This window comes from Streptomyces sp. NBC_00057 (assembly GCF_045041165.1).
Classification (GTDB): domain Bacteria; phylum Actinomycetota; class Actinomycetes; order Streptomycetales; family Streptomycetaceae; genus Streptomyces.
Genome location: NZ_CP108256.1, coordinates 1,664,199 through 1,685,610, shown reverse-complemented (window position 1 = coordinate 1,685,610; position 21,412 = coordinate 1,664,199). Strand labels below are relative to the sequence as shown.

Annotated in this window: 14 protein-coding genes and 3 pseudogenes; 8 read left to right on the top strand and 9 right to left on the bottom strand. The window is 69.4% G+C overall.

Annotation, left to right across the window (positions count from 1 at the left end; genetic code table 11):
* Positions 1 to 41: 41 nt before the first annotated feature.
* Positions 42 to 783, top strand: a pseudogene (locus OG953_RS07915) (IS256 family transposase); the annotation flags it as partial.
* Between the two features lie 736 nt (positions 784 to 1,519).
* Here the strand turns inward: OG953_RS07915 and OG953_RS07910 are convergent.
* Both OG953_RS07910 and OG953_RS07905 read right to left on the bottom strand, forming a co-directional pair.
* The gene (locus OG953_RS07910; RefSeq protein ID WP_405683220.1) at positions 1,520 to 4,234 is read right to left on the bottom strand and encodes an ATP-binding protein; all 2,715 of its coding nucleotides are present in this window, start codon (positions 4,232 to 4,234) and stop codon (positions 1,520 to 1,522) included.
* A 799-nt stretch (positions 4,235 to 5,033) separates the two neighbouring features.
* Positions 5,034 to 6,089, bottom strand: coding sequence for a hypothetical protein (locus OG953_RS07905; protein ID WP_405683219.1), 1,056 nt, complete (start codon positions 6,087 to 6,089; stop codon positions 5,034 to 5,036).
* Positions 6,090 to 6,518: 429 nt separating this feature from the next.
* On the opposite strand from OG953_RS07905, the gene OG953_RS07900 reads away from it, so the two are divergent.
* Positions 6,519 to 8,051: a hypothetical protein gene (locus OG953_RS07900; RefSeq protein ID WP_405683218.1), complete on the top strand. Its 1,533-nt coding sequence runs from the start codon at positions 6,519 to 6,521 to the stop codon at positions 8,049 to 8,051.
* 128 nt (positions 8,052 to 8,179) lie between these two features.
* Here the strand turns inward: OG953_RS07900 and OG953_RS07895 are convergent, their stop codons facing one another.
* The 4 genes from OG953_RS07895 to OG953_RS07880 all read right to left on the bottom strand — a co-directional run bounded on the left by OG953_RS07895 (position 8,180) and on the right by OG953_RS07880 (position 12,435).
* The gene (locus tag OG953_RS07895; RefSeq protein ID WP_405683217.1) at positions 8,180 to 9,109 is read right to left on the bottom strand and encodes a hypothetical protein; all 930 of its coding nucleotides are present in this window, start codon (positions 9,107 to 9,109) and stop codon (positions 8,180 to 8,182) included.
* 160 nt (positions 9,110 to 9,269) lie between these two features.
* The gene (locus OG953_RS07890) at positions 9,270 to 10,775 is read right to left on the bottom strand and encodes a S1 RNA-binding domain-containing protein (protein WP_405683216.1); all 1,506 of its coding nucleotides are present in this window, start codon (positions 10,773 to 10,775) and stop codon (positions 9,270 to 9,272) included.
* Position 10,776: 1 nt separating this feature from the next.
* Positions 10,777 to 11,379: a recombinase family protein gene (locus tag OG953_RS07885; RefSeq protein ID WP_405683215.1), complete on the bottom strand. Its 603-nt coding sequence runs from the start codon at positions 11,377 to 11,379 to the stop codon at positions 10,777 to 10,779.
* Positions 11,380 to 12,081: 702 nt separating this feature from the next.
* Positions 12,082 to 12,435 carry a DUF6204 family protein gene (locus OG953_RS07880; protein ID WP_405683214.1) on the bottom strand — a complete coding sequence of 118 codons (354 nt, stop codon included), beginning with the start codon at positions 12,433 to 12,435 and terminating at the stop codon, positions 12,082 to 12,084.
* A 254-nt stretch (positions 12,436 to 12,689) separates the two neighbouring features.
* Between OG953_RS07880 and OG953_RS07875 the strand changes: the two genes are divergently transcribed.
* Positions 12,690 to 14,660: a DUF5107 domain-containing protein gene (locus tag OG953_RS07875; RefSeq protein ID WP_405683213.1), complete on the top strand. Its 1,971-nt coding sequence runs from the start codon at positions 12,690 to 12,692 to the stop codon at positions 14,658 to 14,660.
* A 58-nt stretch (positions 14,661 to 14,718) separates the two neighbouring features.
* Here OG953_RS07875 and OG953_RS07870 read toward each other — a convergent pair whose 3' ends face one another.
* The 3 genes and pseudogenes from OG953_RS07870 to OG953_RS07860 form a co-directional block, all read right to left on the bottom strand.
* Positions 14,719 to 15,072: a VOC family protein gene (locus OG953_RS07870; protein WP_327271833.1), complete on the bottom strand. Its 354-nt coding sequence runs from the start codon at positions 15,070 to 15,072 to the stop codon at positions 14,719 to 14,721.
* A gap of 24 nt (positions 15,073 to 15,096) precedes the next feature.
* Entirely contained in the window at positions 15,097 to 15,906 is an 810-nt protein-coding gene (locus OG953_RS07865; RefSeq protein ID WP_405683212.1) for a class I SAM-dependent methyltransferase, read from the bottom strand.
* Positions 15,907 to 16,243: 337 nt separating this feature from the next.
* Positions 16,244 to 16,756: pseudogene (locus OG953_RS07860) on the bottom strand (phosphatase PAP2 family protein); the annotation flags it as partial.
* An 82-nt stretch (positions 16,757 to 16,838) separates the two neighbouring features.
* On the opposite strand from OG953_RS07860, the gene OG953_RS07855 reads away from it, so the two are divergent.
* From OG953_RS07855 to OG953_RS07835, 5 genes and pseudogenes are all read left to right on the top strand, one after another.
* Complete coding sequence (locus OG953_RS07855) at positions 16,839 to 17,423, top strand: TIGR03086 family metal-binding protein (protein ID WP_405683211.1); 585 nt, start codon at positions 16,839 to 16,841, stop codon at positions 17,421 to 17,423.
* Between the two features lie 173 nt (positions 17,424 to 17,596).
* A pseudogene (locus OG953_RS07850) lies at positions 17,597 to 17,966 on the top strand (IclR family transcriptional regulator); the annotation flags it as partial.
* A complete protein-coding gene (locus tag OG953_RS07845) occupies positions 17,963 to 18,814 on the top strand; it encodes an SMP-30/gluconolactonase/LRE family protein (protein WP_405683210.1) in 852 nt (283 codons plus the stop codon). The pseudogene OG953_RS07850 and the gene OG953_RS07845, both read left to right, overlap by 4 nt.
* 145 nt (positions 18,815 to 18,959) lie before the next feature.
* Positions 18,960 to 20,246, top strand: coding sequence for an aminotransferase class I/II-fold pyridoxal phosphate-dependent enzyme (locus tag OG953_RS07840; protein WP_405683209.1), 1,287 nt, complete (start codon positions 18,960 to 18,962; stop codon positions 20,244 to 20,246).
* 93 nt (positions 20,247 to 20,339) lie between these two features.
* Positions 20,340 to 21,398: an MBL fold metallo-hydrolase gene (locus OG953_RS07835; RefSeq protein WP_405683208.1), complete on the top strand. Its 1,059-nt coding sequence runs from the start codon at positions 20,340 to 20,342 to the stop codon at positions 21,396 to 21,398.
* Positions 21,399 to 21,412 lie beyond the last annotated feature (14 nt).

Here is a 21,412-nt window from a genome sequence, read left to right as displayed (position 1 = left end):
CGCTCCGGGAAAACGGCTAAGTCCAACCCGGGGAGTGCACGATGGCCTTGTCCCAGTCTGACCTGTTGCGGCTGCTGGAGTCACTACGTGCGGCGGATGGAGTCGAGACGATCCGCGCGGTGTGCGAGCGCATTCTGCAGGAACTGATCGAGGCGGAGGCCACCGCCCGGATCGGCGCCGAGTGGAACGAGCACACGGAGTCCCGCACCACCTGGCGCAACGGGCACCGCGAGAAGACGCTGACCACGCAGGCCGGCGATGTGGAGCTGGCGATCCCGAAGATCCGGGCGGGGAGCTTCTTCCCCTCGCTGCTGGAGCGCCGCCGCCGGATCGACCGGGCCTTGTATGCGGTGGTGATGGAGGCATACGTGCTCGGGGTGTCCACCCGCAGCGTCGATGACCTGGTCAAAGCCCTGGGTGCGGACACCGGCATCTCCAAGAGTGAGGTCTCGCGGATCTGTGCCGGGATGGATGCGGAACTGACGGCTTTCCGTACCCGGCCGCTGGATTACACCCGCTTTCCCTATCTGTTCTTGGACGCCACATACGTCAAGGGCCCGGGTGAACCACCAGATCGTCTCGCAGGCCGTGGTGATCGCCACCGGCGTCAGCGAGCAGGGAAACCGCGAGGTGGTCGGGGTGATGGTGGATGACAGCGAGAGCGAGGCGTCCTGGACCGCGTTCTTACGCAGCTTGCGCGAGCGGGGGCTTTGCGGGGTGCGGCTGGTGGTTTCCGACAGCCATTCGGGGCTGGTCAAGGCCATCCGCAAGGTCATGTTCGGAACGCAACACACACTCCACCCCTAGCGGGTTCCGCAGGCCGCGTGCGCGACCGATGGGCTCAAGAACTCATGCCGTACCCTGGCACGGAGTTTGAACGCGTTCAAGTCGTAGTTGTCGGCGGCCACTCTTCGCGAGGCGTGAGGCGGTACGGCAGCGAAGTACCGCAACCACAGTGGCCGATCGCGGTCGGCCGCAAATAGCCCATGGATCACCTTCTTCGCGAACCGCTTCCTGGCCCGGCGCACGCGGCGGTCTCTGCCATCACCACTTGACGCGACGGGCACCGCGACAGGTTGCTGACCACCCAGGGCAGAGAACAGCTGCCCGCCACTACACCACACCAGGGGGCATAACCGGCTGACGAGGCATCATCGGGGGTTCACTTGCGTTCGCCCGTCCGGCCTTCCCCTCGCCCGGTTGCTCCCCCGGACGGAGCGGGGGCCCTTGGGCTTCTTCCCTGGGCGCACCCTCACAAGCGGGACCTGTGAACGCACGCCAGGGCGGGGACTGATCTCGAACACTGATCAGGAACTGCGCATCCGGTCTATAACCGGCCCCCAATCTGCGAGTTCACTCGAAATGCGCGACTTCGTGTCGCACCGATCAACTTCCACTGTTCGTCGGTGAGTTGCCTGCGCGTCGCGATCGTCTTCCCACCGGATCCGGATCTGCAAGATTGATCACGACATCGCACAGGCCCCATTCAGGGGGGCCGACCCCGTTGCCTCGCTCGAGGTCAGCCCTGCTCTGCGGCGCTCACCCGACGCTGCGCCAAAGTGCGTTGCCGATGCAGCCGCAGCCCCGCCTTGGCCATCTCCGCACGGCCTCGCTCAGCGAGATGGTCGGCACCACATCGGTCCGCCAGCTCGATACCCTCGAACAGCAGCTCGGCTACCCTGTCGGTGCGGCCGTCGCGCCTGAGCTCCGCGCCGAGGTCAATCAGCGCCTCAGCGTACGCGTGCCGGTTGGGGGACCGGCTCAGTACCTTCACCGCGCGCTCTCGCTGGGGCAGCGCCTGCCCGTCCTCGTCCACCGCCGCGCCGAAGCACAGCGCCTCACCGATGGCGGTGGGCGTGCCATAGCGCTCTGCCCGACGCAGCATCTCCGCTGCGAGGGCGCGGGCGCCCTGGGGGTCCTCCTCGGCGATGGCGATGGCGAGGTATCCCGCCCAGGGACACCAGGTCGGGTTGAGGATGCCCTTGGCTTCCAGCCGTTTCCCGGCCGCGGCGAGTTGTGCCACGGCCTCCTCGCGCAGACCACGGGCGAGAAGCAGTCGTCCGTAGACGGTTTGGGAGTCGGGAAAGGCCACCGCGTTCGGGTAGGGGGGCGCGAAGTCGTACGTCTCGGCGACGCGAAGCGCCTCCTCGACGCGGCCCCGGGACAGCAGGACGTCCAGCAACAGTCCGACGGCATACCATTGGGCGGGCACCCGGGGGCCCACCCGCTCGGCCAGGCGCACTCCCTCACGCGCGCAGTCCTCTGCTTCGACGAGCATCCCGCGCCGGAACCAGACCAGGCCGAGGAGAGTGAAGCCGAAAGAGAGGTGGGCACCACTCCACCCGACCTGCTCGCACTCTGCGATGGCCGAACTGAACAGTTCTTCCGCGCGGTCGCACTCGTCGGCGTACATGTAGCTGAGCGCGGTCAGGCTCGGGAGTTCGAAACCCCAGTCCGGGTCGGTGTAGCTCAGTCCCAGGGCACGTGCGGCGATGGCCAGCGTGTTCGCGGTCGGCTCCCCGCGCAACATCGCGTCCCAGGTTCGAACGCACAGCAGGGCCCGCTCCTCGATGTCCTTTCCGGGCACGTGCTCGGCAAGCCGTACGAGCCGACGGGAGCGCTCGGACGCCTGCGCCTCGTGCGCGTCGAAGGCCAGCCACAGATAATGCGCTGCCTGCAGGCGCAGCCGCGCTCGAGCGGACTTTGCCTGTGCTGCCTCGGCGCCCGCGACGGCGGCCGCTCTGGCGGGCTGGTCGTTGTGGGCGAATGCCTGAGCCAGCCGGAAGGTGGCGTCCTCCCTCAGCGCGGGGTCCAGGAAGGGCTGCTCCAGGGCTGCCGTGAGGTGATTGACGGTGACGGCCGGGGCAGTGAGCAGGGCAGAGCAGCCGAGTTCGTAGAGCACGCCCGCGCGATCCTCGGGCGCCGGCGGTTCGCGCAGCGCACGTTCCAGACAGCGTCGAGCCGCGTCGGGCGCGCCAAGACGGAGATTCTCGCGCGCGGCAGCGCGCAGTTGAAGGACGGTGTGTGGGTCGTCCTCGGGATGGGTCTCGAGCAGATGCCGAGCGGCGGCTGTGACGCCCAGGCCCGCGTCGGCCACCGCCCAGGCGGCCTGACCGTGCAGCGCGGTGCGGGTGGTCGGCGGGATGGCCTGGTACACAGCGGTGGCGACGAGTGGATGGATGAACTCGAGTGTCCGGCTGCCGGTGAGAATACGGGCGACGCGTAGCCGGTCCACGGCGTCCTGGGCCTCGGCCGGTGGCAGTCCGGCCACTGCTGCGGCCAGCTCCGGGGAGATCTCGGTGCCGAGCACCGCGGCGGCCCAGGCAAGCCGGACAGAGGCGTGGCCGAGCCTCTCCAGCCGCTTGACCAGTCCGGCGCCGCGTGCGCTCGCAGCGAGTTCGCGCAGCAGGGAGGCCGACTCCGCGTTCGGGGCGAGGCTGCGGTCCTGGACCTTGGCGATGAGCTCGACGGCCTCGTAGGGGTTGCCGCCGGTGACCGCCCAACACTCGCGGCAGAAGAGGTCGTCGGCTTCCGCTCCGAGCGAACTTCGCACCAGTTCGCCCACTGCCTCCGGGCTGAGAACGTGCAGGGGGATCGGGCGTCCGCTGCGGCCGTCGATCAGTTCGCGGAACGTCGCGGCCTCGGTGGGCACTTCGTCCGGGCGGTAGCCGAGGACCACCAGCACGGGAAGTTCCTGCGCTCTCACCGCGAACGCGGCGAGCCAGGCGAGTGACTCCAGATCACCCCAATGGGCGTCGTCGAGAACGATGACTATCGGTGCCCGTCGCACGGCCAGCTGGGTGACGACCCAGTCCAGACCGTCCCTGACGCCCTGCGGGTCCGGGGCGGCGGTACCGGTCTGCTGAGCGAACAGACCAACGGCCGGGCCGGCGATCTCGTACCACCCGCCGAATATCTCGCGACGCTCGGCCTCGGTGCAGGAAGCGAGGACGGGCTGCAGCAACTGGCGTACGACATGGAAGGGGACGGTATGCTCCTGCTCGCTGCCTCGGGCAGACAGTACAGTGCAGCCGCGGGCAGTGGCGATGCGCCGGACCTCGGCCAGCACGGTCGTCTTGCCCAGCCCGGCGGCAGCGCTGAAGAACAGCAGCCCACCCTGCTTGCCTTCGCCGTCCCCGCCGCCCGCGCAGATCCCCTCCACCGCATTCCGAGCAGCGACCACCTCGTTTTGGCGCTCGTACAGGGGCTTACCCACCCGATCGCGTCCGTCCACGACGGTGGTCCTCCCGGTGCGGTAACGTTCCGACACTTTGTTCCCCCTGCTCTGCCAGCATGCGGGGAAGCCTAGCGAAACACACATATACACGGCAGAGATGTTGGGGGATTGGATGCGGGCGATCGTGCGGTGGCATCTCGCAACGCCGGCGTGGGGTTCGGCTTCACGGGCCATCGTCGCCGGGGTCTCCCGACTTCATCGGTAGGTAGACACACATGATCGGCGGATTCGTGGGTTGACCTGGGAGAACGGTGTGCGGGACCGTCGGGGGCATGCCCACGGCTCCGACGGCCGTTTTCGTTGTCGTCCGGGTCGAGGCGGAACGTCGTGCGGTACCAGGCGACCCCCTGGCGGGTCCAGTCCCGCGGCAGGTCGACGGGCTGCCACTGGTGTCGGGGAAGCCGGGCAGATACCACCCGGCCCGGTTCTTAGTACATCCACCGGCGTTGAGCGGTCCGCGGACGGGTTCGTCCCCGGTCCCGCCCTGGATGCGCCAGGCAAGCACGGTGGCGTCGCCGTCGAATCCGGCCGCGGTCAGCCAACGGGCCGACTTGAAGGCGTCGTTGGCCCAGGAGGGTGCTCTTCGCGCGCCACCTGTGGGACGTGGTGAGGTCGCAGAGCCGCCAGGACGAGTCGTCGAACCCGGCGTCGGCCTCGGGGTTTTCCGGGGCGTACCGCCAGCCGGTGAAGGGCCGGCAGCAGGACCGGGGGCGGTCCTGCTGCCAGTGCGCTCAGGACGCTTCCCGAGCCGGTCGGGCGGACATCGATCGGTCGCCCGTTCCAAAGCAATTCTGGCTCACAACCGCAGCCCCGCCGTTGCTGGGGGAACGGAGGCCTCGGCGTACCGTGCCGATTCCTGGCTGTATTCGAGAAACCCACGCGCCCATGCGCGGATCCCGTCCACGTACCGGTCAACTGCGGCCTGTTCCTGCACCGTCAGGTTCATGGCGAGGGCGGTGGTCTGCAGACTGACTATTGCGGCAGGCAATTCGATGATTCGCAGGGAGAGTCGGCGGTGCACCTCGTTGACAGCGTCCTGCAGCGTCAAGTGGTGATGGTGCTGCAGTATCACGACGAGGTTGCTGGTTTCGCCGGTGCGTAGTTCTTTGCCGAGGGAGTACAGGTCGTTGGTCCAGCAGATGATGTCGGCGGCGGTATCCCGCAGCTGTCGGCAGGCCGGCGAGGACCACACCAGCTCGGTGAGTTCCGCATCCTGTGCGTATTCGGTGAGGTCGAAGCACCAGCCGACCGCTCCGGAGACCCGGCGCCAGGCGACGTAGGCATGAGGCGTGGGTACGCTGCGTTCCACCCGGCGCCGGATCATGTCCCGGTTGGTGCGTATCCATTCCGCCAGATGCCGGCGGAAGCGATCGCTCCATGCGGGGCTCATCTGATCGGCCAATCGGGGCACGACCTCTGCCAGGACGCGTACGGTCCCCGGCGCCTTTTCGGGCACAACATCCTGTGCGCAGGTGACGATGCGCATCATGGCTTGCAGCTCTGTGTCGACCGCTCCGGAATCGTCCCCGCGGGCGTCACTGCGGTCATCGACGACGAACATCCACAGGGCCAAGCGAGACAGCTCTGCCAGCCGCTCCGGGGGTGCCCATGGCCAGACCCGTCCGGCGAAGGCAATATGACGCTCCCTGCGGGCCTGCTCAGCCGCTTCCGCAGACAGCAGCCCCACTTTCTGCGCCCACGCCGTGACGTGCGGCTCTACGTGGGGAAGGCCGGGGTTGAGCAGCGAGAGGTCCCGGGTTTTGCACTGCAGGGGGGCAAACCATTGCCCGCCGTCCCCTGGGATGGCCCACCCTGCGATCTCGGTGCCTGCGTTTGCAGGCGTTCGTCTCACGAGAACTCCCCTCCAGCCCGCTACAGCACGGGTAAGGACCGCGCCTTGTCATCTTTCCCTACGGACCGGCTTTTACCCGCCCCGCCGGGACACGGCGCCCTCTCTTCATGCATCGCGCCCTCGACGCGAAACCCAACGACGTGACTCTGCTGGTGATGTTGGGCAGATCATACGGTGGCTGAGCACAGAGTGCGGAAGTGCGTGGCCCGGCGTCGTGTTCTGGGTGCGGTGTCGAGTAAGAATCGGCCAGCTTGAATGCGACAGGACAGTGGACGAGAGGGCCCTGCACTCCCGAAGCTGCCGCGAAGTGACAAGTAGCTCTACGTAACCAGCGGAGCTCGGTACTCGGTTCCTGTGGTCGAGCACCGCATTTGTCATGTCAGCACCCTTGCTGCCATCAAGGTTGTTTATGGCTGTTACGGTCCTGCCATGACTCGCCGTGATCGCGCCTTGGAGCTTCTGCGTCAACACTCGGAGCTGGCTGGTGTCGCGGCATTCCCGTTCGACTTCGACCTCGATCGCGCCGACCACGGCGAGGCAGTGCGGCTGGCATCCGGGACGGCTCTGAAGGTGGTGGCTGGAGACGACACCGGTGGGAGCTACTTCGTGTGCTCGAACGGTGAAGTCCTCTATGCCAGCTCCGAGGGCGAGGCCGGCCTGGTCGGCGACAGTGTGGACGAGGCCCTCGAAGTATTGATCGGTCTACCGGGCTGGCGGGACTACACAGACCTCGACCTCCAGGCCGACATTGCTGAGCTGGAGGCTGCTGTTGCCCGCACCGAGGAAAGCATCCGTGGCTCCTACGCCTCGCAGCTCGATCTCGATCGCAGCCGACTCCTGGCCGGGCTTGGACTTCGCCAGCTCCCGCAGCTGGAACTGATTCGGCGGCTGCACCGGTCACTACTTCGCACTGAGCCGGACTTCATACTGCTCAATGCGGACGAGGGGTGCGCCTATGCCCTGCTTGACCGGCTCCCGCGCCGGCCTCTTTGGAAAACCGCCCTCGCTCCAGGGCGAGCAGATCTCGTCATGCTTCGCTCGGACCGCACCCGCTGGGCTGAGGTCGCGGACGATCCGGCACGCCGCGCAACCTTGCTCCGAGCGGCCCAGTACGACCGCCAGACCACCGACCTCCCGTTTCTGCGGGAGGTGCTCCGAGCCGAAGCCCAGCTCGGCCACACCGAAGAGCTACGTCTGGCTGCGGTTCTGGTAGGTCTGCACGGGCACGCCCAGGACTACGAGCTGATTCAGTCGCTCCGTATGGCCAACTCGGACGTCTACTACGGGCTGGGAGGCTTCCCGGAGGCGGCACAGGACTTGAGCGCGTGGGCGACCGCGTTCGATGTCTCCAACCATGGTCAAGACCCGGCGGAAGAGGATGAGCTCGCTTGGGCCGAGTTGGCCCGTCGCCAGGGCCGAACTGAGCTGTCCCGCAGCATCCTGCTACGACTGCTGGATGAGGCGGGACAGCGTGACGCACCGCTCCTCGGGCACCTCGCCGGACAGTTCACGAGGCTCGGGGACTTCATCCAGGCTGCACGCGCGCGGAAGCTGCATGCCTCCCTCCAGGACGACCCGCAGCAACGTGGGGCCTCGATGCTCAGCCTCGCCACGCTGCAACGACGGGCTGGCGATGTCGAAGCGGCCTGGAAGTCGTTGCAGCGTGCCGTCGCGGAGCTCGACGGTCCTCCGCCAACGCCCCCTACCGACCAACTCGCACTGGACCTGAACCTCCATGAGCAGGAGCGCCACACCGTTGCCTGGCGCGGCCTCCAGCTTGGCCATAGGGCTGCTGAGGAGCACTTCCTTGTCGCACGCGCCGCAGCAGCAGCGACGGGGCTGTCCGCAACCGCGCGTGCAGCACTGGCGGCAGGCATTGCCGTACTGGGCACACTCATGCGCCCAACCGATGATCTCCGCGGGCTAGCCAATGCGGTGACAGAGGAGTTGGAGGGCCGGTAGGAACGGCGCAGAAAAATGGCGTTGCCGTTAGGTTCGGCGAGCGGTGATCTGGGCTGTGCGCTACATCCAATGCGTTCCCCTGAGCTCCGCTGAGGGGGCGCGCCACCGGGCCACTGCGTCATGGTTCATCAGATCTTGTACGCGCCCGGTGGTACTCCGTTGGCGGTTCCGTACTCGGTGAGGGCCAGTACCCCTGTTCCGCGCATCGGGACGTCGAAACCGATGGTCAGGGGGCTGAGGCCGATGGCCTGGGCGAGAGCCGGAGCCATATCGAACACGGCCCACTTCCATTCGTCTTCCTCGGCTTCCGAGGCGTGGGCCGCGTCCCATTCGGGAGACAGCCCCAGTCCGACGCGGCGATCCCGCTCGTACGGCAGGGGGTCGCCGATGGTCAGCAGGTGGTCCTCGCCGTCGCCGGTCTCGCTGTAGCGACGGATGACGACACCGTTCTCGGCGACGACCCACGCGGATCCGTCCCCCTGGGCGCCGTAGTAGTACGCCTGTGCTTGGCCGTAACGGGTACTGAGTCTCTCGCACGTCCGGAGTACTTCGTCGGCGCGTTCGTTGTCGATCGGGTCGCACCATCGGCCGGCCACGAAGGTCCAGCCGTCGAGCTCGGGGCTGACGAATACCCGGGCGAAGCACCCGGGGCCATCTGTCGGACCGTCGTGGCTGTCGGCGTCAACGACATCGTTGGCCAGCGCGAAGGTGACTGGTCGCGGCTGGGTCAGGCCGAGGAGATCCATGATCCCCTGCTGATCTCCGGCAGGGACTGCGATCCAGTGGATCCAGCAGCCCGACAGCGGCTCGGGGCGGTCGGCGAGAACCTTGATACGGATCAGACGTTCGACGGCTGCCCGGTCTCGGGCTGACAGGCCGCCCTCGCCGGCAATCTCTGCGAGGACGGTCAAGGCTGCAGCACGCAACCGCCCGGGCCCCGTGCGACGGATCTCCTGCAGCAACGGCACGATGGACTGGCCCCAGGCGGTCAGGACGTACCGAGCCCAACTCCCGGTCCGGACGTCGGGGTCGCTGAGGAGGGGAAGCAGAGCTGTCACGGCCCGGGGATCTCCTGCCCCGTGCGACTGGATGCCGCCCACAGCGTTCCTTCGGACGGTTGCCTCAGAATGGGACAACGAGGCCAGGTGCAGGGCCAACTCATCCGGCTCGGCACCGGACTCGGACTCCTGCTCCTTGCGCGTGTGGGCAGCCGGTTCGTCAGGAATGGCGATCTCCCTCATGGCGGGTCGTACGGGCCTGCGTCTGTGACAAGGCAATGCGACGCCGTGCGAGATCGACATCGATGATCTTCACGGTAAGGGCGTCGCCGACCTCGACGACGTCTCCGGGCGATTCATCCAGCTCGCTGGTGTGCACGAGCCCCTCGAAGCCGTCCTCTCGGTCTTCGATGCGGACGAAGACGCCGAACGGCACGATCTTGGTGACCGGTCCGGTGACCACCTGCCCGATCCGCTGCGCTACCTGCGGCCACGGGTCTTCCTGTACTGCTCGGAGTGACAGCGGTACCCGTTCCCGGATCATATCTACGTCGAGGACTTCGGCTGTGATCTCCTGGCCGACGCTGACGACGTCGGACGGGTGGTTGATCGGACGCCAGGACAGTTCCGGAATGTTGATCATCGCGGTGAAGCCGCCGATGTCCACGAAGGTGACGCCGAAGCCGGCGATGGTCGTCACCGTGCCAGTGACGACCTGGCCGCGCCGAAGGGTTTTCAGGAAGGCCCAGTCCCGGTCGCTGGGCGTCGGCTCGGTCTGCCAGCGTGCGCGGAGAACACCGTCGCTGTCGGGTAGCACGGCGGTGAACAGCGGGTGCCGCTCATCGGTATACAGGGATACGACGCCGACAGCACACGCGCTGGCGAGCTGGGAGGTCACTGCGCCGAACTGGGTCTCGTCCACGACCGTGCTGGGGATCCGCCCGTCCTCGTCCTCCCAGACGATTTCCACCAGGCCCTCGTCGGGCAGAGAGGCCAAGGCTGCATCGACGTCGGTGAGCAGGTCCGGCCAGACTTCCAGCTGGGCGCGAGGTGCCAGCTGGGAGCGCACCGCCTCGATGTTGTCGCGGGTGAGGCGGTGCCACCGGGAGGCGTTCGCGGCGTAGGTCTCCTCCAGGAACGTGGCGCGGTGGGCGCTGACCGCCCAGTGCAGGCGAGCCCAGAAGTCGGCGTCGGCCGGGCGCTGTACGTGCTGGGGGTCGTCGGGGGCGAAGTCGTAAGGCGAGGCGTCCAGGCGTTCGGGGAACAGCTCGAGCGAGCGGGTGCGGGCCAGCGCCGCTTCGCAGGGCTGGCTGCTGCCGACGTAGAGGTACTGGTCCCAGCCGACGTGCACCGCGAATGCTCCCTCCGCCTCCAGACGGCACCAGGCGCCGTTGTCGCGGAGCATGGCCCGAACGAGTTCCAGGCCGACGGCGATCGGCACCAGCGCACCGTCGTGGAACCCGGCGAGGCCAGCAGGGAACAGGTCGGCCAGACCGTAGCCGTCGACCGGTGGCTCCAGACCGAAGTGGACGAAGCCTCCGATCTGCGGCTCGCGGATGGCCAGCTGGTCGATGCCGGTTTCCTCGGCGAGGGCGGCAACGGCCTGCAGGTAGGCGGCTTCGACCGGTCCGTGGTCGCTGGTCGCGGGCTCGGCGCCGGTGTAGTGGCCGTGCTCATCGCGGTCGGCGGGGTCGTACTTGGTGACCTGGTAGACGTAGGGCAGCACGTCACTGCCTGCCGGAAGTCGAAGGTGCCGCTGCACTCTCGTGGCGTTCGAGGACGCGGTAGACCGTGGCGCGGCTGACGGAGAAGAGCTCGGCGAGGTCGGCGATGGTGTGCTCGCCGGACTGGTGCTGCTGGACCAGGCGCGTCTGTTGGCGGGCGGTGAGCTTGGGCTGCTTCCCCTTGAGTTTGCCCTTGGCCCGCGCCACCGCCATGCCCTCGCGGGTGCGCATGCGCAGCAGATCGACCTCGAACTCGGCGAAGGTGGCGAGGATGTCGAAGAACATCTTGCCCATCGGGTCGGCAGGGTCGTAGAGGGTGCCGCCGAGCGAGAGTTTGACGCCGCGGGCGGTGAGCGAGTCGCCGATGTCGCGGGCGTCGGGTACCGAGCGTGCGAGTCGGTCGAGCTTTGGGACGACGAGGGTGTCGCCGGCGCGCACCGCCGCCAGGGCCTGGGCCAGGCCGGGCCGGTCGCGCTTGGTTCCGGTCAGCCCGTGGTCCAGGTAGATCCGGTCCTTCGGGACGTCCAGGCCGAGCAGGATCTCGCGCTGGGCGGTGAGGTCCTGCTTGTCCAGACTGCATCTCGCGTAGCCGACGCGTTCACTCATGCCCGGAGCGTACGGTAAGCCCCCGCTCAGCGTACAGATCACCGGACAGCACGGGTCAGCACCGAACCAGCGCGGTGGACCCGAACGGACGCCAACGGAACCCAGCACCGGGTCAGCACGGGTGTATCTGCGCTTGATACGTCTCACGCGATCCGCGCCTGTGACCTGCATGTTTGTGTGGGAGCGTGTCGCGTGGTAAGCGACGCCCTCCCATTTGGAGACGATCTGGCTGCGCACCGGGCTACGGCGCGAACGGCCGGGGCAGGGGCAGAGATGAAGCCTGCTACGCCTCATGGCCCGCTGGGCTGGTGCGGAGTCAGCGCCAAGTGCTGAGGTTGCTCTACATGCCCGAGAGCAGTGATGACCAAGGTCGCTCGCCCCTGGGTAGTGACAGCAGCTCCATTTCCGTGACCCGGATCTCGATATTCGTGCTCCTGTGGAGTGGCGAGACTTCAGGTGACAAGCGGTCCCTGCGCCACGAGGGCCAGTGCTGCCGGAGGTGTCCAGAGGGCTGCGGAGTCGTTGTTTCCACCTCGATCGCGGTACCCAGAAGCGGGCTGAGCCAGGGACTTTTCAGGGACTTTCAGCTCTTTCAGAGGGACTTTCGCGGGACGATCCGGCGTGCAAACCGGTAAGCCCGTGACAGAGCTGAAAGTAGAGAAATACCTGGTCAGCGCTCCTGTCGCAGCCATCGGCCCGCCGTCACGCCGCCCCTGACGGCCGCCGCCCCTTGTAGTTGATCTTCATGGTGTCCATGTCCGTCGCACTGGACCGGAGTTCGCCATGGCTGTACCCCTGCTCCTTCAGCAGCGTCTCAGCCCGGTCCTCGGCGATCGCGGATGCCATCTCCTCGCCGTCCTCGGCGTCCGACACGACCACGAACCGGAAGCTGAAATGCTTGAGCACGCGGTCGTACGTCAGCGAGCCCTCCTCGGTGAACTGCATCGCGCTCAGGCCGTGCAGGTCCACCTCGGACAGGAGCCGGGCGCGCGCCTCGTCCGTCAGACCGTCCCAGGTACCGCGCACGATCACTCGGTAGGTGTGCTGCGTGCTCATGGTGTTTCCCGCTCCGCATTCCGCTCGTGAACCGTCGAGGGCCAAGGTTACGGCGGTGAGGACGGGGCGCACGGGAATTACCGCGGGGGCGGCGGCCCCGGGTCATTGCCGGGAGGGCGACCCCGGCCGTCGCCTCCGTGGTCTTTTGCCGAAGTCTGACGGCGACGCCCCTGGCCGGGCCGCTGTCCAGCGTGTTCCATGGTCATCGGGGGCGCCCGGACCTGCGGCGGCCCGTGTGAGGGAGCGAGGTTGCCTTGGCCACGACCGTACGACGCGCCGTACTGACTCTGCCTGCCGCACCACTGGGCCCGGAGAACCCGCTGCCCGCACTGCGGCCGCTCGACGAGATGCATGTCGTCGACGACCGCGACCGGGCCGGACTGCCACGTGACATGGCACGCCAGATCGGCTACGAACCACTGGCCACCGTGCTCCCGGTCCGCATCCTCGACGGGTACGGGCGCGAACGCGTCCCCACCGGACTGGACGCGATCATCATCGAGAACGACCGGCTGCGGGCCACCGTCCTGCCCGGGCTCGGCGGCCGCATCCACTCCCTCCACCACAAGCCGACCAGCCGTGAACTCCTCTACACCAACCCCGTCCTGCAGCCCGCCGACTTCGCGCTCAACGGCGCCTGGTTCTCCGGCGGCATCGAATGGAACATCGGTGCCACGGGCCACACCACACTGTCCTGCGCCCCGGTCCACGCCGCCCGGGTGCCCGCACCCGACGGCGGCGAAATGGTCCGCCTCTGGGAGTGGGAGCGGCTGCGCGACCTGCCGTTCCAGGTGGACCTCTGGCTGCCCGAGGACTCCGACTTCCTGCACGTCGGCGTACGGATACGCAACCCGCACGAACACACCGCACCCGTCTACTGGTGGTCCAACATCGCCGTACCCGAGGGCGAGCGCACCCGCGTCCTGGCCCCGGCCGACGAGGCATGGCACTTCGGTTACGAGCGGACCCTGACCCGGGTCCCGGTCCCCGAGACCGGCTCCGTCGACCGTACGTACCCGCTGCGCGGTGACTTCCCCGCCGACTACTTCTACGAGGTGCCCGAAGGCGCCCGCCGCTGGATCGCCTCCCTCGACGAGGACGGCCACGGACTCGTCCAGACGTCGACCGATCTGCTGCGCGGCCGAAAGCTGTTCCTGTGGGGCAGCGGCCCGGGCGGGCGCCGCTGGCAGAAGTGGCTCACCGAGCCCGGCACCGTCGGATACGCCGAGATCCAGGCCGGACTCGCCCGTACCCAGCTGGAACACATCCCCCTCGAACCGGGCGCCGAGTTCAGCTGGCTGGAGTCGTACGGACCGCTGTCCGCGGACCCCCGGGCCGTGCACGGCGACGACTGGGCGGCGGCCCGCGCCGAGACCGAGCGGCGGCTCGCCGAGGCGCTGTCGCGCGCGGATGTCGACGCCGCGTACGCCGCCTGGCGACCCTGCGCCGACAGCGAGCCCGGTGAGCCGCTCGCCACCGGTTCCGGCTGGGGTGCTCTCGAAGTCCGGCGCGGCAAGTACAAGCTTCCCGGCACACCGTTCGCCGAGTCGACCCTGGGTGAACAACAGTCACCCTGGCTGGAGTTGCTGGACCAGGGTGCTTTCCCCGAACCGCCCGGGGCGGTCCCGCCCGGCCCCTCCCTGGTCTCCCCGCACTGGCGCGACATGCTGGAGACGGCCTTGGCCGAACCCCTCACGGAGTATCACCTCGGAGTCGCCCAGTGGCACGCCGGCGACCGCGCCCAGGCGGTCCGCAGCTGGGAACGCGGACTGGCCCTCGCCCCGTCCCGCTGGCCGCTGCTGCGCTGCCTCGCCGTCGCCGCCGAGGAGAGCGGCCAGTGGGACCGGGCGGCCGACCTCTACACCGAGGCGTTCGACGACCTGTGCGCGGAACGTCGCGACGACGGCGACGTCTGGACGTCCGCCACAGCGGCGCTCGGCCGTGAGGCGATGGAGGCGCTGCTGACGGCAGGGCGCCCCGAAGCGGCCCGGACGGTGTGGGCCGGCCTGCGCCCGGCGGTCCGGCAGCGTGGCCGCTTCCGCCTGTTGGAGGCCCGGCTGCTGATCGCCGAGGGCGACCGTGCCGCCGCCCGGGCCGTCTTCGACGAGGGCTTCGAGGTCGCGGATCTGCGCGAGGGCGCGGAAATCCTGGACGAGGTGTGGGCCGAGCTCACCGACGAGCCGCTGCCGGACAGATACAACTACCGGATGCGCCCCAGGACTTGATCGCGAAGGCCGTCCGGCCCGCGCCCACCTCCACCGGCGCGGCCCGGACGGCCGCGGGTCAGACGGTCAGGTTCCGGTCGACGTACTCGAAGACCGAGCCGTCCGGATGCACCGCGATCAGATTGCGGCCCACCGGCGTCGGTACCGGGCCTGCGAGGATGCGGGCGCCGACGCGGGTGAGGGAGGCGTGGGCTTCGTCGACATCCTTGACCGCGATCGTCGCCGTTACCTTGCGCAGGATCTCCAGCTCCGACTCCGGGCCGCTCATCAGCAGAAAGCAGCTGATCGCGGCGACCGAGACTCCGCCGCGCTCGAAGCGCAGCGCAGAACTGGCCGTGAGGTCCTCGTAGAAGGCCACCGCGGCCTCCAGGTCGTCGACGCAGATACGCAGCGTGGTTCCCAGAATGTCCATGCGGACAAGGGTAGTTGGCGGTGATCAGGCCCGGCAGAGCACCTCGCCGTGCGGGACCATGAACCAGGCGTCGCCCTGTGCGCCCCACTCGCGCCAGGCCGCGGCGATCGCGGCCAGCTCCTCGGTGCTCGCGTGGCCGCCGTCCAGGGCCAGCTTCGCGTACACCGAGCCGACCGTACGGTCCGCCCACAGGCCGCTCCACCAGGAACGGCTCTCCGGGGTGGCGAAGCACCAGTTGCCGGCGGTCGGGGCGATGTCGGTGAAGCCGGCCCGGCGGGCCCAGGAGAGCAGCCGACGGCCGGCGTCCGGCTCGCCGCCGTTGGCGCGGGCCACCCGTCCATACAGTTCCTGCCAGGCGTCCATGCCCGGTACCTCCGGGTACCAGGTCATCGCCGCGTAGTCGCTGTCGCGGGCCGCGACGATTCCGCCGGGGCGACAGACGCGCCGCATCTCGCGCAGCGCCTGTACCGGGTCGCCCACGTGCTGGAGCACCTGATGGGCATGGACGACGTCGAAGGAGTCGTCGGGGAAGTCCAGGGCATGGACATCGGCAGTGGTGAACTCGACGTTGTCCAGGCCGCGTTCGGCCGCGACCTCGGCCGCCCGGTCCAGGATCTCCCGAGTGGTGTCGACGGCGGTCACCCGGCCGGGGGCGACCAGCGCGGCCAGATCCGCGGTGATGGTGCCGGGTCCGCAGCCGACGTCCAACACGACCATGCCCGGGCGGAGTTCGTCGACCAGATACGCCGCGGAATTGGCGGCGGTGCGCCAGCGGTGCGAGCGCAGCACCGACTCGTGGTGGCCGTGGGTGTAGACGGCGGTCTCCTTCGGCATGACCGTGGATCCTTTCTCGAAACGCAGAACGCGACATGCGAACCGCGAAGCGCTGATCGGTACGGTCACCGTACGCTCGAATGCCGAATGCTGAGATGTGCGTCTTGATATTTGGACGTCTTTGAGTTGACCGGCGTACGGAAGGGCGGCCAACCGGCAGTCGGCCGACCCTTGTTCGCGCGCGTGGCCGATTCCCGGACGCTCCTCTACACCGGCATCGGGCAGTACACCGTCAGTGCCTCCGGAAGCTTGTCGATCACCAACTCGCTTCGGCTGTACGCCACCTCGCCGTCGTACGCATAAGGTGTGCCGGGCTTCAGAAATAAGCCGGTGTTGCATCCACTGGTTGAACCTGGTCGGTGTAGACGCGGGAGGCGGCGACGGACAGGGCGAGCGGCGCGACTACCGCACCCCAGCCCTTCGATTCGAGGGCGACACCCGTGGCGAAGGCCGCGGCCGACGCGGCGTGCCCGGAAGGGAAGGACGTGGTGAACGGCTGATGCTTGAGCCGGCGGATCACCGGCACGGCGTCCAGCAGCGGACGCTCCCTGCGCACCGAGCCCTTGCCGATGGTGTTGATCGCGGCCGACGCCACGGCCAGCGAGGCGATCCCGCGCAGCGCGGCCCGCCGGGCCCGGGCACTGCCGCCCAGCGCCGCCAGGCCCGCCGCGGCACCGAACCACAGCAGCCCGTGATCGGCGCTGCGGCTCAGTCGTGGCAGCACGGGCTCGGCGCCCGGCCAGTTCCGGTGGGCCAGGCCATGGAACACGGCGAGATCGCGGCGGTGCAGCCAGTCGCACAGTGCGGTGGACGACCGGCCGGTGAACGGGGTACGGCGTGGTGCGGACATGGGACAGCGAATACCCCGCCCGGACGTGCCGAACCAGGAGGCGCGCTCGCGCACCCGTCACGGGCCGGGGAGAGTGGACCCCATGGCATCTGTCCCCACCAGCGAAATTCTCGACCGTCACGGCGAGGCGCTCCGGCTCTTCACGGACCGGGTGCATGCCGTACGCGACGACCAGTGGTCCGCACCGACGCCGTGCACCGAATGGACCGTCCGTGATCTGGTCACCCATCTCGTCTCCGAGCAGCTCTGGGTGCCGCCCCTGCTCACCGAGGGCCGCACCGTCGCCGAGGTCGGTGACGCCTTCGACGGCGATGTGCTGGGCGACGACCCTGTAGCCGTGTGGGACCGGGCGGCGGACGGGGCGCGCCGGGCGTTCGAGGCGCCCGGCGCCCTGGAGCGGACGGTGAACCTGTCGTACGGGAACAGCGCCGCCGACGCCTACTGTGCGCAGATGGTGGCCGACGCGGTGGTGCACGCCTGGGACCTGTCCCGGGCCATCGGCGCCGACGAGCGGCTGCCCGCACCACTGGTCGCGTTCACGCGCCGCGAGGTCGGACCGTATGCGAAGGATCTCTCGCAGAGCGGCCTGTTCGCTCCGCCCGTCGGGACCCCCGCGGACGCCGACCCGCAGACCGAACTGCTCGCGCTCCTCGGCCGACGGGCCTGATCTCACCCGCGGTCACCGGCATTGTCGCGGCAAGTGCCAACCGATTACCCTGTGTTCGTGATTCCGGTCATCGGCCGGAGTGTCGAACGCGAGAGATGGGTGCACGACCATGGGGCGACTCGTCCCCGCGGTGACCAGGGCTCCGGACGTACTCGAGCTCTTCCTCCGCGGCGACCGCGCACTGCACCTCCGTGGGCAAGGTGCTGCTTTCCGCCCTGCCGCCGAGGGAGCTCGACGCGCGGCTCGACGGCCGCGAACTCACCGGGATGACCCCCGACAGCATCACGGACGAAGAGGAGCTGAGGACCGTGCTCGCTTCGGTGCGCGCGGGGAGTCGCGGTGGAGCGCCGTGAGTCCGACCCCGATGTCGGCTGTGTGGCCGCGCCGGTACGGGACCGTACGGGCAGCATCGTCGCCGCGCTCTCCATATCCGTACCCATGATCCGCTGGACCGAGGAGCGCGAGGAGGAACTGGCGGGCCTCGCTGTCGGCGGTGCCGATACGCTCTCCGGCCGGCTCGGACACCATGAGGGGCAGCAGTGACCACCACACGCCTGAATGTAGCCGTACATGAGCATGCCGAGCTCGGCGAGGGACCGACCTGGGATCCCGTCACCGGCCGGCTGATCTGGGTCGACATCGTCTCCGCTCGTGTGCACACCTACGACCCGGTGAGCGGCCGCCGTACGGTGATGGCCACCGAACAGCACATCGGAGCCGCCAAGCCGCGCGCCGGTGGCGGACTTGTGGTCAATCTGCGCGACGGCATCGGCCTGTACGACCCCGACGGCGCCTTCCGCTGGCTGGTCCACGACCCAGAACCCGGACGCCGCGGCAATGACGCAGCGGTCGCTCCGGACGGGGCGCTGTGGGCGGGCACCATGCGATACGACGGCGCGGAGACCGGCGGCAGCCTCGCCCGCGTCGCACCCGACGGTGCGGTCACCCCGGTACTGCCCGTCGTGGCCTGCGGCAACGGCATCGGGTGGAGTCCGGACGGGCGGCTGATGTACTTCATCGACACGCCCACGCGCCGTATCGACGTCTTCGACTTCGACGGTCAACACGCCGTGAACCGGCGCCCGTTCGCCACCGTCGAGCAGGGTGCGGGATTCCCCGACGGGCTGACGGTCGACGCCCGGGGAGCCGTCTGGGTCGCTCTGTGGGACGGCGCTGCGGTGCGCCGCTACACGGCCGACGGCGCCCTGGACCGGATCGTCGAACTCCCCGTACAGCGCCCGACGGCCTGCGCCTTCGGCGGCAGGGACCTGCGCGACCTCTACATCACCTCGGCCCGCACGGGGCTCGCCGCTCCGCATCCGCTGTCCGGTTCGCTGCTGGTGCTGCCGGACGCGGGGCACGGGATGCCCGGGGCGGCCTTCGCGGGCTGAGCCCGCCTCCCTCGGCCGTTACCGACGGCCCGCTGCCGGGCGGGCACCTCGACGGCTCCGCTGGGCGGGCGCGGTCGGCCGAACCCTCGTATAAAGGGCCCTGAGCGTGAGACGACGGGACGGGGCGGCGGCGAAGGAGGCCCGGATGGTGCGGAAGCGGACCGAGCGGACCGAGCGGACCGGACGGGCGGGGCGCAAAGAGAAGGACGGCAGTGGTGCGAGTTCCGTACGGGAGGACCGCGGCCCTGTCCGGTACGGGCCTCCCGCCCCCGATCCCGGTCTGCCCGTCCTGCCCGAGCTGGCCGAGGTGCTCGCCGCCGCGGCCGCCCGCCGTGAACCCGAACCGACCGGCGGCGGCGACGCCCTGCGCGAGGCCGCGACCGCCTACTGGGAGCGGCGTGGACTGCACGGCAGCCCGGAGAACATCGCCGCCGCCCCGGGCGCCTCGCCGCTGCTGCTCGCGCTGATCGCCGCGCACGGCGGCGACGTGCTCATGCCGCGCCCCTGCCCAGCCACCTGGATTCCACAGGCCAGGCTGCTGGGCAGGCCCGCCTATCGTGTGCCGACCCCGGCCGAGTGCGGCGGCGTGCCCGATCCGTACGCGCTGCTGGAGACCGTACGCAGGGTGCGCGCCGAGGGAGGCAGGCCCCGGCTGCTGCTGATCTCCGTCGTCGACGACCCGACCGCCACCGTCGCACCGCCGGAACTCGTGCGCGAGGCGTGCGAGGCGGCGGTCGCCGAAGGGCTGCACATCGTCAGCGACGAGACCTGGCGCGACACCCTGCACCGGCCGCACGACACGGTCCTGCTCAGTCCGGCCGAAATGTGCCCCGACGATGTCACAGTCCTCTGTGATCTCGCCGGTGCGCTGACCCCGTCCGCCTGGCCGGTCGCGGTCGCCCGGTTCCCGGACACCGAGCGGGCGGCGGTGCGCCATGCCCATACCCTCGACAGCCTCACCGCACTGGGCGCGCACGTCGCGGGGCCCGTCGCCATGGCCGCCGCCCACGCGCTGCGCGAACCGGACTCCGTCACGGACCGGGTCCGCCGGGCCGCCGCGCTCCAGGCGCAGGTCGCGGCAGCGGCCCACCGCGCGGTCCTCGCATCGGGCGCGCTGGCCAGACCCCCGCAGGCCGGCCGCCATCTCTACGCCGACCTCGGGCCGCTCAGATCCCGGCTGGCGAACCGAGGTGTCACCGACTCGCTCGAACTGGAGGAGTACCTGACGGAACGCCTCGGCGCACCGGCGCCGGGCGGCCACCGGTTCGGCGATGAACTGGGGGCGCTGCGTGTACGGCTGGGCACCGGGACGCTCCTCGGGTCGACCCCGGAACAGCAGATGGAGTCCCTCACCGCTGTGGCGCCCCTGGAATTGCCGCATGTGGCTCAAGCCCTGAGCATTTTCGGAGCAGCCCTCGACGAACTCCGATGACGAACCGAGATGCCGGACTGACCCAGGACGACTCCGAATCACCCGATGACCCCGGACGACTCCGGTGCCGAACTCCGAGACGGGAGTCTCTCGATGACGGAACAGACCGAGCGCTCCCTCACCGGGACCGCGCACCCGCACCAGGTCTCTCGCGGCGAGGTCGTCGAACCACGTCCACTCGGCGAGCTCCGGGTCTGGCCGAAGACCTTCGCCGACCGGCTCACCGCACCACTCCCGGGTGTCATGGGCATGTCCCGGCTGGCCCGTGACCGTGCCCTGCGGCCCGACACGGAGGGACTGCGTGGCATCCACCGGCTCCCGTACGCCCCCGAACCCCTGCCCGCCATCGCCGCAGGCACCACATCCGTGACCTGGGCCGGGCACGCCAGCTGGATCGTGCGAACCGGCGGGCTGACCGTCCTCACCGACCCCGTCTGGTCCCGTCGCATCCTCGGCACCCCGGCCAGGATCACACCGGTCGGCGTCCGCTGGGAGGACCTGCCGCCCGTCGACGCCGTCGTCATCAGCCACAACCACTACGACCACCTCGACGCCCCCACCCTGCACAGACTGCCCAAGGACACCCCGCTGTTCGTCCCCGCCGGGCTCGGCCGCTGGTGCCGCCGTCGCCGTTTCACCTGCGTCACCGAACTCGACTGGTGGGAATCGGCCCAGCTGAACGGCGTCCGCTTCGATTTCGTGCCCGCCCACCACTGGTCCAAGCGGACCCTCACCGACACCTGCCGCTCCCTGTGGGGCGGCTGGATCATCGGCACCGCCGGCCGCGACGGGCAGCGGATCCACTTCGCCGGGGACACCGGGTACGGGCACTGGTTCGGCGAGATCGGCCGCCGGTACCCCGGCATCGATCTGACCCTGCTGCCGATCGGGGCGTACGAACCGCGCCGGTGGCTCGGTGACGTACACACCGATCCGGAGGAGGCCGTGCAGGCGTACGAGGACCTCGGCGCCCGCGCGATGGCGCCCATGCACTGGGCCACCTTCCTGCTCTCGGCGGAGCCCGTACTCGAACCGCTGGCCCGACTGCGTACCGCCTGGCAGCGGGCCGGACACCCCCGCGAACGGCTCTGGGGCCTGCCGATCGGCGGCTCCCGCGTGCTCGAACCGGAACCCCGCACGATCAGTGGCTGAGGCGGTGGCCCCGC